General features: G+C 73.9%; 5 protein-coding genes. 4 read left to right on the top strand and 1 reads right to left on the bottom strand.

Annotation, left to right across the window (positions count from 1 at the left end; translation table 11 throughout):
* Positions 1-37: 37 nt before the first annotated feature.
* From OG892_RS37610 to OG892_RS37595, 4 genes are read left to right on the top strand one after another with little or no spacing between them, the layout of a single operon-like run.
* Positions 38-10,468: an amino acid adenylation domain-containing protein gene (locus tag OG892_RS37610; RefSeq protein ID WP_371631415.1), complete on the top strand. Its 10,431-nt coding sequence runs from the start codon at positions 38-40 to the stop codon at positions 10,466-10,468.
* Positions 10,465-10,671 (top strand): MbtH family protein, encoded by a 207-nt coding sequence (locus OG892_RS37605; RefSeq protein ID WP_073733981.1) that lies wholly within the window; start codon positions 10,465-10,467, stop codon positions 10,669-10,671. The genes OG892_RS37610 and OG892_RS37605 overlap by 4 nt, the downstream gene beginning before the upstream one ends.
* Before the next feature lie 38 nt (positions 10,672-10,709).
* Complete coding sequence (locus tag OG892_RS37600) at positions 10,710-11,723, top strand: ATP-binding cassette domain-containing protein (RefSeq protein WP_371631414.1); 1,014 nt, start codon at positions 10,710-10,712, stop codon at positions 11,721-11,723.
* Entirely contained in the window at positions 11,720-12,520 is an 801-nt protein-coding gene (locus OG892_RS37595) for an ABC transporter permease (RefSeq protein WP_328694783.1), read from the top strand. Before OG892_RS37600 ends, OG892_RS37595 begins: the two co-directional genes overlap by 4 nt.
* On the opposite strand, the gene OG892_RS37590 is transcribed toward OG892_RS37595, so the two are convergent.
* Entirely contained in the window at positions 12,521-14,257 is a 1,737-nt protein-coding gene (locus OG892_RS37590) for a nickel transporter (protein ID WP_371631413.1), read from the bottom strand.
* Between the last annotated feature and the right edge of the window lie 30 nt (positions 14,258-14,287).

The following is a 14,287-nucleotide window of genomic DNA, read 5'->3' as shown; positions in this document are numbered from 1 at the left end:
TCCCCGCACCGCAGGCCTTCCACAGAGGTGAGAACGCGTGACCCACGCACCGCAGAACACGACTTCGCATGATGACCTTCCGCTGACCTCGGCCCAGCGTGGCATCTGGTTCGCGCAGCGCATCGGCGCGGACAGCGCGGCGTACAACGTGGCCGAGTACGCCGATGTCCGGGGGCCGCTGGACCCAGCCGTCCTGCGGACCGCGGTCGGCCGTGTGGCGGACGGCACCGAAGCGCTACGGGTGACCTTCGTGGAGCGTGACGGCGCTCCCTTCCAGCGGGTCCACCGCAACGGCGCCACGGACCGGCCTCCGCTCGATGTCCCGCTGGTCGACCTCTCCGGCTACCAGGACCCCCACGGTGAGGCGTTGCGGCGGATGGAGACGGCGCTGCGGCAGCCCGCGGACATCGCCACCGGCCCGCTGGTGCGTCTGACCCTCTACCGCCTCACGGACACGCGGCATCTCTTCCACCAGCAGGTGCACCACCTCGCGCTCGACGGCTACGGCGCCGCCCTGGCCCTCGCCCGGATCGCCGAGGCGTACACCGCCGCGCTCATGCCGTCCGAGGGGGATCCGCCGCGGCCGGCCGGCGGCGCGCTCGCGCCGCTCATCGACGAGGAAGACGCCTACCTGGCGTCCGGGCAGCACTCCGCTGACCGCGAGTTCTGGACGCGCTACCTGACGGACTCCCCCGTTCCCGCCAGGCCGGACGCCAACGGGCCGGCGTCCGGCTCCGGGTCGCTGCGGATGCGCGCGGAGGTGTCGCCCGACCGGGCGGACCGGCTGCGGGCAGCGGCCAGGGAGTCGGGGGTGGGCTGGCCGACGTTCTTCATGACCGCGCTGGCCGTCTACACGCACCGGAGCCGCGGAGTCGGCGAGGCCGTCCTGGGCCTGCCGGTCACCGCCCGGCGCACCCCCCTGGCCCGTGCCACACCGGGCATGCTCAGCTCCATCCTGCCGATGCGCCTGGCGCTCGCCCCGTCGGACCGGGTGTCCGACGTGGCGAAGCGGGCCTCTGCGGAGGCCCGCAAGGTACTGCGGCATCAGCGGTACGCGACGGAGGAGCTCCGGCAGGACCTCGGACTCGCCGGTACGGATGTGCCGTTGAGCGGCCCCACGGTCAACATCCTGGCGTTCGACGACGGTCTCAGCTTCGGTCCGCACCGGGCCACCCTGCACAACCTGTCCATCGGCCCGGTGGACGATCTCGCCGTCGCCGTGCACGCCTCGTACGCGGACGGCGGGCTCCACATCGACCTGCACGGCAACTCCGCCCGCTACACACCCGAGGAGCTGGCCGGGCACCACCGCCGGCTGTGCCGGCTGATCGAGCAGTTCACCGACGACCCCTCCCGCACGATCGGGTCGCTGAACTTCCTCAGCGAGGCCGAACGCCGGCTGGTCCCGGGCCTCGCCGCACCGCACCGCGCCTCCCCCGACAGCACCGGCGGCGTGCCGGTCACCCTGCCCGAGCAACTCGACCGGCAGGCCCTGGCCACCCCGCACGCGACCGCGGTCGTCTCCGGGAACACCCGGCTGACGTTCGCGGAGCTGAACGGCCGGGTCGATGCCCTCGCCGCGGTGCTGGCCGCCGCCGGGGCCCGGCCGGGCGCGAAGATCGCCGTCGGCCTGCCCCGTTCCACCGAACTCGTCGTGGCGATGCTGGCGGTGATGCGCGCGGGAGCCGCGTACCTGCCGCTCGACCCCTCTTATCCGGCGGAGCGGCTCGCCTTCATGATCGAGGACTCGGCCCCGGCCGCGCTGGTCGCGAGCTCCGGGTCCGCGCACCTCATCGATCCCGCACGGGCGCTGCCGCTGGTGGATCCGGAACTCGTCCGGCAGGAACCCGATGTGAGCACCCCGGTCGGCCCCGGGCCGAGGGACGCCGCGTACGTCATCTACACCTCGGGCTCCACCGGAAGGCCCAAGGGCGTCGTCGTCGAACACCGCTCGCTCAGCAATCTCCTCGAACACCACCGGCAGGAGTCCCACTCCCTGGCGGAAGCGACCTACGGCCGAGGTCTGCGGGTCGCCCTGACGGCGGCCACCTCCTTCGACGCGTCCTGGGACCCCGTCCTGTGGATGGCGGCGGGACACGAGCTGCACATCATCGACGACGACGTCCGGCGCGACCCCCAGGCGCTGGTGAACCACCTCGTGCGGGAACGGATCGACGCCATCGAGACGACGCCCACCTATCTGCGGCAGATGCTCACCGCCGGCCTGCTCACCGCCCCCGCCCACCGGCCCCGCGTCATCGCTCTCGGCGGCGAACCCGTCGACGAGGCCCTGTGGAGGGAGCTCTCCGAGCGGGACGACCTCCTCGTCTTCAACTTCTACGGGCCGACAGAGGCCACGGTCGACGCGGTCACGACCCGGATAGCCGGCCGGAACCCGGTCATCGGACGGCCGGTCACCGGCGCCCGTGCCTATGTGCTCGACCCCTCGCTCCACCCGGTACCGCGCGGCGGCAGCGGTGAGCTGTACCTCTCCGGCGAGGGCGTGGCCCGCGGCTACTCCGGCCGGCCCGGACTCACCGCGGAACGCTTCATGCCGGACCCGTTCGGGCCGTCCGGCGCCCGGATGTACCGCACCGGGGACCTCGCGCGGTGGGGCGACGACGGAATGCTGGAGTTCCTCGGCCGCAGTGACGGCCAGATCAAGATCCGCGGTCACCGCGTGGAGACCGGCGAGATCGAGGCGGCCCTGCGGCAGCTGCCCGGGGTGAGCGAGGCAGCGGTGACGCCGGTCGCGGTGCCGGGAGGCGAGGAGCGCCTCGCCGCCTATCTGGTGCCCGCCGACGCGAGTGCCGCCCTCGGTCTCGAAGCCGTACGGGACGCCCTGGCCCGGGTCCTTCCGGGCCACATGGTGCCGTCCGCCTACGCGACGGTGGAACGGCTGCCGCTCACCCCGAACGGCAAGCTGGACGCCGGCCGGCTGCCCCGGGCCCACCCGGTGGCCGTCCGGGGCGGCGCGCCGCGCACGGCCGAGGAGGAGCGGATGTGCGCCGCGTTCGCCGAGTGCCTCGGCCTGGCCGAGGTGGGCCGGGACGACGGCTTCTTCCTGCTCGGCGGACACTCGCTGCTGGCCACCCGTCTGGTGGGCCTGATCCGGGCCGAGTTCGGCGTCGAGCTGCCGATCCGGGCCCTGTTCGAGGCGCCCACACCGGCCGGGCTCGTCGCGCTGCTGGACACCGCGCCGCCCGCACGCCCCGCGGTGGGCCCGGTGCTTCCCCGCCCGCGGCGGCTGCCCGCCTCGTTCGGGCAGCAGCGGCTGTGGGTGACGGAGGCGATGGGCGGCGCCGGTGCGGCCTATCACATGCCGCTGGCGCTGCGGCTGTCCGGCGCGTTGGACCGGGACGCCCTCCGCGCGGCGCTCGATGACGTCGTCGCGCGGCACGAGAGCCTTCGCACGGTCTTCTCGGAGGACTCCGAGGGGGTCCGGCAGCGCGTACGTGAACCGGGCGAGGCCGGTTCTCTCCTGCTGGTGCGGGAGGCCTGCGACGCGCAGGACGTACGGCCGGACCCCGCCCCGTTCGCGCTGGACCGCGAACTGCCGCTGCGCGCGGAGCTGTTCCCGGCCGGGCCCGATGAGCACGTGCTGCTGCTGGTGCTCCACCACATCGCCGCGGACGGCTGGTCGGTCGGCCCGCTGCTGCGGGACCTCTCCGCTGCGTACAGCGCCCGCGCCTTCGGGGGTGCGCCCCGGTGGGAGCCGCTGCCGGTGCAGTACGCCGACTACGCGCTGTGGCAGCGGTCCCTGCTCGGGGACCCCGGGCAGCCGGACAGCGTGGCGGGACGCCAGCTCGCCCACTGGACCGCGGCGTTGGAGGGCCTGGCCGAGCAGTCCGGATTCCCCGCGGACCGGGCACGTCCGGCCAGGTCATCCGGCCGTGGCGGGCGCGTCCCCGTCGTCGTCGGCCCGGCCGCGCACCGGGCGCTCCTGGATCTGGCCGCCGACAGCGGGGCCAGCGGGTTCATGGTGCTGCACGCCGCGCTCGCGGCCCTGATGAGCAGGCTGGGTGCGGGCGACGACATCGCGATCGGGACCCCGGTGGCGGGCCGCACCGACGAGAACCTCTCCGAACTGATCGGGTTCTTCGTCAACACCCTGGTGCTCCGGGCCGACACCTCCGGAGCGCCGAGCTTCCGGGAGCTCGTGGCGCGGGTGAAGCGCACCGACCTCGCGGCCTACGCGCATCAGGATCTGCCCTTCGAGCGTGTCGTGGAGGCGCTGGCCCCGGAGCGCTCCACCTCCCGGCATCCGCTCTTCCAGGTCATGTTCAGCCTCAACAACACCCCCGTTCCCCGCCCGGTGCTGCCGGGCCTCGCGGTCAGCCACGAGTCCTCGGTGCGCGGCACGGGGGCCAAGTTCGATCTCACCTGGGACCTGGCCGAGCGCTTCGACGGCGCGGGGGCGCCCGCCGGGATCGAGGGGGAGCTGGAGTTCAGCCACGACCTCTTCGACCCGTCCACGGCGAAACGGTTCGCCGAGCACTTCTCCCGGCTGCTCACCGCCTTGCTGGCCGGTCCGGACGGGCCCGCCGACGACATCTGCTTCCTCACCCCGGCCGAGCGCGCCCAGGCCCTCGACGAACCGTCGCGGCTAGTCGGCACCCGCCCGTTGCCGGGATCCTCGGACAGCGGCATCCCGGACCGGACGGTGCTGGACGTCCTCGCCGCGCGCGGCGCCCTGCAGCCCGGCCGCACCGCCGTGGTCGCGTCCGACGGGCGGCTCACCTTCGGTGAACTGCTGGCCCGCACCGAGCATCTCGCGCGGCGCATCCGCCGGGCGGGGGCCGGCCACGGCGACCGGGTGGCCGTCGCCATGCCCCGTACCACCGGGCACATCGTGGCGCTGCTGGCCGTACTGCGGGCCGGGGCCGTCCACGTACCGCTGGACCCCGACCAGCCGGCGGCCCGCAACGGGCTCATCCTCGACACGGCCGCGCCCCGGCTCCTGCTCACCACGACCGGTACGGACAGCGCCCTTCCGGCGACGACGCCCCGGCTGCTGCTGGACGGCCCGGACCCCGGGGACACCGCCGGGGGTCCGCTGCCGCCTCCGCCACGCGCGGGGGACGCCGCGTACGTGCTGCACACCTCGGGCTCCACCGGGCTGCCCAAGGGCGTCACGGTGGAGCACGGCGCCCTGGCCAACCTGTACGCGAGCCACCGCGAGCGGCTCATGGAACCGGCGGAGGCCTTCAACGACGGCCGTCCGCTACGGGTCGCGCTGACGGCGGCCATGACCTTCGACGCCTCCTGGGACCCACTGCTCTGGATGATCGCCGGCCATGAACTCCACCTGGTGGACGACACCACCCGACGGGATCCCGAGGCCCTGGCCGCTCTGGTCCACGACCGCGCGATCGACGTCATCGAGACGACCCCGTCCTTCCTCGGACAACTCGCGGCGAACGGCCTGTTCGACCCCGGCAGACGCCGCCCGAAGGTGGTGGCGCTCGGCGGCGAGGCCCTGGGCGAACAGCTCTGGGAGAAGCTCGCCGCGCTCCGCGACGTCACCGTGTGGAACCTCTACGGACCCACCGAGACCACCGTCGACAGCGTGATGGGGCGGGTCTCCCCCGGCGTCCGCCCGCACCTGGGCCGTTCGGTCGCGGGTACCCGGGCCCGGGTGCTGGACGCACGGCTGCGGCCGGCCGCCCCGGGCACGACCGGCGAGCTCTACGTGTCGGGGGCAGGGCTGGCCCGCGGCTACGAGAACCTCCCGGCCGCCACCGCGTCCCGGTTCGTCCCCGACCCGTACGGGGCTCCCGGTGCCCGGATGTACCGCACCGGTGACCTCGTGCGGCGGCAGGACGGGCTGCTGGTCTTCGTGGGGCGGGCCGACGGCCAGGTCAAGGTCCGGGGTTTCCGGGTGGAGACCGGCGAGGTCGAGAGCGTGCTCGGCGGCCATCCGGACGTGGACCGGTGCGCGGTCGCCGTGGTCGCGGGGGCGGACGGCGGCGGGCGGCTCGCCTGCTGGGTCGTCCCGAGGGACGGCAGCCGTCCCTCGGCGCGCGAGCTGCGTTCCTTCGTGGCGGAACGGCTGCCCGCGTACATGGTGCCGGCCACTGTGACGCACCTCGGCTCGATGCCCCTGACACCGCACGGCAAGGTCGACTTCCGGGCGCTCCCGCCGGGCGGGGACGCGCCGTCCCGCCGGGACGCGGACGCGGCGACGGCAGAGCCGCCGCGCTCGCCGCGGGAGGAGATCCTGTGCGCGCTGTTCGCCGAGTGCCTCGGCCACGAGCACGTCGGCAGGGACGAGGACTTCTTCGAACTGGGCGGGCACTCGCTGCTGGCCACCCGCCTCGTGGGCCGCGTCCGGACCGCCTTCGGGGTGGAACTCCCGCTGCGCGCGCTCTTCGAGTCCACCACCCCGGCGGCCCTCGCCGAACGCCTGGACGGGGCGTTCGGGGCAAGGCCCGCGCTGCGCCCGGCGGTGCGTCCCGCCCGTCCCGCACTGTCTCCGGCCCAGCAACGGCTGTGGTTCCTCAACCAGTTGGATCCGGAGGGTGCCTCGTACCACATCGCCTTCGCCGTGGAGCTGGGCGGCGTACTGGACCGTTCGGCGCTGCGCCTGGCCGTGACGGACCTGGTGGCCCGGCACGAGAGCCTGCGGACCCTCATCGGCGTGGGCGACGGCGAGCCGTTCCAGGCCGTCCTTCCCCCCGACGGCGCACGGCCCGCCATGCCCGTCCGAGCGGTGCCGGAAGCCGATGTCCGGACGGCACTGCGCGAGGCGGCGGGGCGTCCGTTCGACCTGGCCCGTGAGATCCCGTTGCGCGCGGAGCTGTTCCGCACGTCGGAGGAGCGCCACACGCTTCTCCTGGTCGTGCATCACATCGCGGCCGACGGATGGTCGATGGGCCCACTGGCGCGGGACCTGGCCGAGGCCTACACGGCCCGGACCGCCGGGCGGCCGCCAGGCAGGGCACCGCTGTCGGTGCAGTACCCGGACTATGCCCTGTGGCAACGCGACCTGCTGGGGGAGACCGATACCCCCGACTCGCTGATGTCCAGCCAACTGGCCTACTGGAAGGCGGAGATGGCGGGCGCGCCGGAGGAGACACCGCTGCCCGCCGACCGCCCCAGGCCGGTCGCGCCGAGCGGCCGGGGCGGTTCGGTCGCCTTCCGTGTTCCCGCGGCGACGACCGCGGGCATCGTGCGGCTGGCCAGGAAGTCGGCCTCCAGCACCTTCATGGTGCTGCACGCCGCGCTGGCCGCCGTACTGCACCGGACCGGCTCGGGTGACGACATCACCATCGGTACCCCCGTGGCGGGCCGGACCGACGAGGCACTGGAGCCGCTGGTGGGGTTCTTCGTGAACACCCTGGCCCTGCGCGCCGACCTGAGCGGCGGCCCGGACTTCGAGGAGCTGCTGGCCCGGGTGCGGGAGACCGATCTCGCCGCCTACGCCCACCAGGACCTTCCGTTCGAGCGGCTGGTGGAGGAGGTGCGGCCGGCGCGCTCGCTCAGCCGCCATCCGCTCTTCCAGGTGATGCTCACCCTCAACAACACCCTGCCGCCCCACGCGGAGCTGCCCGGACTGCGCACCCGGGTCCACGAGGTCGACACGGCGGCGGCCAAGTTCGACCTGTCGTTCAGCTTCACCGAGCGACAGGACGGCGACGCCGACGACGGCACGTACCTGGACGGCACGCTGGAGTTCGGCAGGGACCTCTTCGACACCGCCACCGCTCGCAGGATCACCGAGTGGTTCCTCACGCTGACGGCGCACGCCGTCGACGCGCCGCACACCCGACTGGCCGAACTGCCCGTGCTGGCCGCGCCGGAGTGGTCCCGGCTGCTCGCCCTCGGCGACGGCGGCAACGGCGCGACCGAGGCCGGGACCGTCCTGTGCCGGTTCGCCGAAACCGTCGCCGCACACGGCGAGGCCGTCGCGGTCGTCGCCCCGGACGGCGAGGCGACCTTCGCACGGCTCGACGCCCGCTCCGACCGCATCGCTGCCCTGCTGCGCGCCGAGGGCGTCCGGCCCGGTGCGTGCGTCGCGGTGCTGCTGCCCCGGTCCCTCGACTCCGTCGCGGCGCTGCTCGGTGTGCTGAAGGCGGGCGCGCTCTACGCACCGCTCGACGCGAGCCTCCCGGACGGCCGGATCGAAGCGGTGCTGGACGACGCCCGGCCCGCGCTGGTCGTCGTCGCCGACGCGACCGGGCACCGGCCGACCGGCCCGTGGCGCCCCCTGGTGCTCGGCGGCGCCGCGGAACCGGAACCGGCCACCGCCACTCCCCCGCCCACGGTCCGTCCGGCCCCGGGCGACGCCGCGTACCTGATCCACACCTCGGGTTCCACCGGCCGCCCCAAGGGAGTACGAGTGGGACACGGCTCGCTCGCGCGGCTGCTGGACCACCACCGCCACCAGGTCTTCGCACCCGCCGTCCGGGCCCGCGGCGGACGACGCCTACGGGTCGCGCTGACCGCGGCGCTGTCCTTCGACGCGTCCCTCGACCCCGTGCTGTGGATGATCGACGGCCACGAACTCCACCTGCTGGACGACGGCATCCGGCGCGACTCCGAGGCCCTGGTGGACGTCGTGCGCTCCCGGGGGCTCGACGTGCTGGAGTCGACCCCGACCCACGTCGGCCATCTTCTGGAGGCGGGACTGCTCGCCCCCGGAACGGGCCATCGCCCAACAGCCCTGATCCTCGGCGGCGAGGCGGTCCCGGCCGCGCTCTGGACGACGCTGCACGGCATTCCGGAGGTGCAGAGCTGGAACTTCTACGGCCCCACGGAGGCCACCGTAGACACCCTGGTCGCCCGGATCTCCGACACGGTCCGCCCGGTGCTCGGCGGGCCCGTGTCCGGCACCCGGGTCGCGCTGCTCGACGAGAGGCTGCGCCCGGTACCGCTGGGGGTGACCGGGGACCTGTACCTCTCGGGACAGAGCCTGGCGCACGGCTACCACGACAGGCCGGCCGAGACCGCCCGCAGCTTCGTCCCCGACCCCTACGGCCCCGCGTCCAGCCGGATGTACCGCACGGGCGACCGCGCGGTGCGCGCACCGGACGGCTCACTGCTCTTCACCGGCCGCAGTGACGGACAGATCAAGGTCCGCGGCTTCCGGGTCGAACCCGACGAGGCGGCGACGGTACTGACGGCGCATCCCGATGTCGTGGCCGCCGCCGTGGTCGCCCACGAGGACGGCGCGGCGGGGGCCCGGCTCGACGCCCACGTGGTGCTGTCCGTCCCGCCGGAGGGTGAGCGGGCCCCGGCGGAGCCCGAACGCCTCGCGGCGCTCAGGGAGTACGCGGCCCGGCACCTGCCCGGCTACATGGTCCCGTCCGGCTGGCAGTCCCTGGACCGCCTGCCGCTCACCCCGAGCGGGAAGCTGGACCGGAACGCCCTGACCCGCCCGGTGCCCCTCGGCGTGACGGACACCGCGGGACGCAGCCCGCGCAACCCTCGCGAGGACGTGCTGTGCACGCTGTTCGCCGAGGTGCTCGGCGTCGAACGCGTCCTGATCGACGACGACTTCTTCGCGCTGGGCGGTCACTCGCTGCTCGCGACCCGGCTGACCGGACGCATCCGGACCGCTCTGGGCGTCGAACTCAGCATCCGCAGTCTGTTCGAGGCACCGACGGTGGCCCGGCTCGCGGAACGGCTCCTCGACGGCGCACAGGACAGTCCGCTGGCGACGCTCCTGCCGCTGCGGACCACGGGCAGCCGGCCCCCGCTGTTCTGCGTCCACCCGGCGGGCGGACTCGCCTGGTCCTACGCCGGTCTGCTGCCCCATCTGGATCCCGGCCAGCCCGTGTACGGGCTGCAGACGCCGAATCTGGACGGCGGCGAACCGTTCCCGGAGAGCATCGAGGAGATGGCCGCCGTCTACGTGCGCGAGCTCCGCGCCGTCCAGCCGGCCGGGCCCTACCACCTGATGGGCTGGTCCTTCGGCGGCAACGTGGTGCAGGAGGTCGCGGTCCAGCTCCAGGAGGCCGGGGAGCCGGTGGCGCTGCTCGCCATTCTGGACGCCTTCCCGCTCGCCCCGCTGGACGACCTCGACAACGCTGACCGGGACACGGTGTTCCGGGCGCTGCTGTCCAACATGGGGGTGGGCGAGGAGGGCCCGGGCCGGGAGGGCGCGGTCGAGGCGAGCGCCGTCCGCGACGCGTTCCGTCGCAACGGGAGCCCGCTCGGTTCGCTGGAGCCCGCCGTCATCGACGCGATGGTGGACAACTTCGCCGGCCAGGCCCGGCTGATGCGGAAGTACACCCCCCGGCGCTTCGAGGGCCCGGCCCTCTTCTTCACCGCCACCGAGGGCCGTCCCGCCGACACCTTCGGACTCGGCCTCTGGGCTCCGTACATCAGCGGCCCGGTCGAGAACCACGACGTGGCGTGCGCGCACGCCCAGATGATGCAGCCCGACGCCCGCGCGCGGATCGGGACCACGCTGGCCGCCGCGCTCGGCGCCGGCCACGACACCACACAGGGAGAGACCCGATGACCAACCCCTTCGACGACCCGCAGACCCAGCACCGTGTCCTGGTCAACGACGAGGACCAGCACGCTCTGTGGCCCTCCTTCGCCGAGATTCCCGCAGGGTGGCGGGCCGTGTACGGACCCGCCGACCACGCCGCGTGCCTGGACTACGTCGAGGTGCACTGGACGGATCTGACCCCCAGGAGTGCCCGCGCCGCCATGGCCTGACCCGCCCGATCACCGCGACCGCACGACGAGAGGCAACAATGACCGAGCGGCAGAACCAGCCGGCGATACGTGCCGAGGGGCTCACCAAGCGGTACGGCGACAGACACGCTCTGGCCGGGGTGGACCTGGAAGCGGCGCCCGGCACCGTTCTGGGTGTGCTCGGGCCCAACGGGGCGGGCAAGACCACGGCGGTACGGATCCTCTCCACCCTGCTCCGGCCGGACGGCGGAGAGGCCTGGGTGGCGGGGCACGACGTCCGCAAGGACCCCGAGAGCGTCCGGAAGAACCTGGGCCTCTCGGGCCAGTACGCGGCGGTCGACGAGAAGCTGACGGGGCGTGAGAATCTGTATCTCGTCGCCCGTCTCTACGGAATGGGCCGGCATGCCGCCCGGCGCAGAGCAGGGCAGCTGCTGGAGAGCTTCCACCTCGAAGAGGCCGCAGACCGGCCGAGCGGCGCCTACTCCGGTGGCATGCGCCGCCGCCTCGATCTGGCGGGCGCTCTCGTCGCCCGTCCGGTCGTCGTCGTCCTGGACGAGCCGACCACCGGACTTGACCCACGGGGCCGCGCCGACACCTGGCGTTCGATCCAGGAACTCGTCGCGGGCGGCACCACGGTCCTGCTCACCACGCAGTACCTGGAGGAAGCCGATCAGCTGGCGGACACCATCGTCGTCATCGAGCACGGCCGGGTCGTCGCACGGGGCACCGCCACGGAGCTGAAGGGCCGGGTCGGCGGCGAGCGGCTGTCGCTGACCGTGCACGAGCCGCACCTCGGGCCGATGGCCGCGGAGATCCTGGCGGGCCTGGGCCCGCACCTCCCGGTGCTCGACCAGCGGACGGGGCGGCTCACCGTCACCACCGAGCACGGCGCCCTCACCCTGGAGGACGCGCTCGGACGGCTGCGGCTGGCCGAGATCCGGGTCCGGGACGTGGTGCTCGCCCCGCCGACCCTGGACGACGTGTTCATGGCCCTGACCGGGCAGCCCGATCCGGCGCGCGGGCAGAACGCGCCGCCGGTCGGTGCGGTCGGCGGCGGGGAGGCGGCGCGATGACCGGGATCGGCCGGCTGGGCCGCGACGCCACCATCGTCGCCTGGCGCAATCTGCTCAACCTGCGCCGCACACCGGGTTCGGTGATCGCCGCCCTGGTGCAGCCGGTGATGTTCGTACTGCTTCTGGCATACGTGTTCGGGGGCAGCCTCGGCGGCGCCGGTTACCGCACCTTCCTGATGGGAGGGATCTTCGCCCAGGCGGTCACCTTCAACGCGGCGTTCACGGCCCTGGGGCTGGCCAACGACATGGACAAGGGCATCGTCGACCGCTTCCGCGCCCTGCCGATGCCCCGGCTCGCCGTGCTCCTCGGCCGCACGCTGTCGGATCTGGTCATGAGCGCGGTGACCCTGGCCGTGACGTCGCTGTGCGGTCTGCTGGTGGGCTGGCGCATCACCGGGTCCGTGGCCGACGCGGTCCTCGCCTATCTGCTCGTGCTGCTCTTCGCGTTCGCCATGTCCTGGGTCGGGGCGGCCATCGGTCTGCTGGCGCGGAGCGTGGAGGTCGCCCAGAGCGCGGGCCTGATCTGGCTCTTCCCCGTCACCTTCGTGTCGTCGGCCTTCGTCTCGACGCACACGATGCCCGGCCCCCTGCGCAGCGTCGCCGAGTGGAATCCGGTCTCGGCCACGGCGACGGCTGTGCGCGGGCTGTTCGGCAACCCGCCGCCGGTGGGGATGCCGGAGAGCGGGGCGTGGCCCGTCGTGCACGCGTTGCCGTACGCACTGCTCTGCGCCGGGGCCGTCGTCGCCGTGTTCATGGCGCTCTCCCTCGCCCGCTTCCGGCGGATCACGCTCGGCTGACTACCAGGGGCCCGCCGCCGCCCTCAGCGTCAGGAGTGCTCCGACGGCCAGCACGAGCACGGCGGACGCGGCCGGCCCGATCCCCGCGAGCCGGGCGAACGGGGCGCGCAGACGGGCGTACTTGTCCGCGCGCGCCTCGAACCCGTCCCGCAGCCGCACCAGCAACAGGCCCGCGAGGGTCAGCGTCACGGCCATGCCCAGGCCGTACCCGAGAACGAGCAGCACACCGAAGGCGGTCCGCCCGAGGGCGACCGCACCGAGCAGGACGACCAGGGCGGAGGGGCTGGGGACGAGGCCTCCCGCGATCCCCATCCCGATCAGCCCGGTGCGTGAGGTCCGGGCGCCGCGCGGGTCGCCGGCCGGCTCCGGGCGGGGGGCGTGGCTGTGCGGGCGGTCCCTGGCCGGGGCGAGGACCGTACCGTCCCGCTCGGCCGTGAGCGGTTGCGGCCGGCGCCGCCTCGGCACGAACCGTGCCGGAGCGGGCGGCCCGGCCGGGAGGTCTGTCCCCGGGGCCGGTTCGTGATGATGGTCGTGGTCGTGGTCGTGGTCGTGGTCGTGCTGGTGCTCCTGGTCCGGCGGACCGGACGCCGGTTCAGCATCGTGGCTGTGGCCGTGGTGGTGGCCGTGGTGATGGCCGTGGTGATGGCCGTGGGACGGGCGTTTCGTCAGTGCGGCGCGCAGGAGCCAGAGACCGATCCCGGTGACCATCAGCCCGCTGACGAGGCCGAGTACGGCCAGCACGGTCTCCCCCGCCAACGATGTCGCGAGCGGCAGCGCGAGGCCGAGCGCCAGCACCCCCGCGGTATGGGTGAAGGTGACGGTGACCCCGACGGTGACGGCATCCCGGGGAGAGCCGCGGCGGCCCGCCAGGTACGCGGCCATGATGGTCTTTCCGTGGCCGGGCAGCGCGGCGTGCGAGGCGCCGAGCACGAGGGAGAGCAGCAGGGCCAGAAGTCCTGCGGGAACGGTCAGTTCGCGCCGCCCCACGAGTGCGTCGAAGACTCCGGACACCTTGTCCAGGGCTGCCGTGACCGGTCCCGCTCCCGGCAGCACCGTTCGTGCCACGGCGGCGGAGCGGCCCTCGCCCGGTTCGGTGCGCAGCCGGGCCGACCGCTGGTCCAGGGGGGTGGCCAGCGGGTCCTTGGGGTAGTGGCGGAGTTCGTCGGTGGGCGAGGTGGTGGGCAGCGTCGACCGGGTGAGCGTGACGCCCTGCCCGCGTGCGGTCATCTCCTGCCAGCCGATGCGCCGTTCGTCGTACTCCGTGCGCACGTCGATGTCCGCCGGCCCGCCGAGGTCCGCACGGGCGTCGAGGGTGCAGCTGAGCCTGCTGGTCCGCAGGCCTCCTTCGCCCGGCCGGAACGTGAACGTGCTGCTGACGTTCCTCCAGCGCACCGGTGTACCCGCGATGTCCAGACGCAGCTGCCGGGTGAGCAGGGCGCAGTCCCCGGCGGCGAAGGACCGTGCCTCGGCGGCGTCGACGGCGCCGTCGTGGTCCCGGTCGACGCGCGGGCGTACCTGGGCGGTGGCGATCTCCGCGCGGTCCACCACGATCAGCGCGCCGACGGTGTCCTGACGGAAGGTCAGCCCGGTGTGGTGGTTGACCGTGAAGTTTCCCAGCGGGTGTGCCTGCGCCGTGGTGGCGAGGCCGGACAGGAGCACGGTGAGTGTTCCCGTGAGGGCCAGCGAGGCGAGGAGTCGGGAGGGCTTTCGGTTCGACGGACGGCTTCGGTTCGTCATCGGACGGTTTCGCTTCAACGGACGGCTTCG

It is taken from the genome of Streptomyces sp. NBC_00341 (genome assembly GCF_041435055.1).
Classification (GTDB): Bacteria; Actinomycetota; Actinomycetes; order Streptomycetales; family Streptomycetaceae; genus Streptomyces.
The sequence above is the reverse complement of the archived record's forward strand: the minus strand, read 5'-3'. Positions and strand labels throughout refer to the sequence as shown.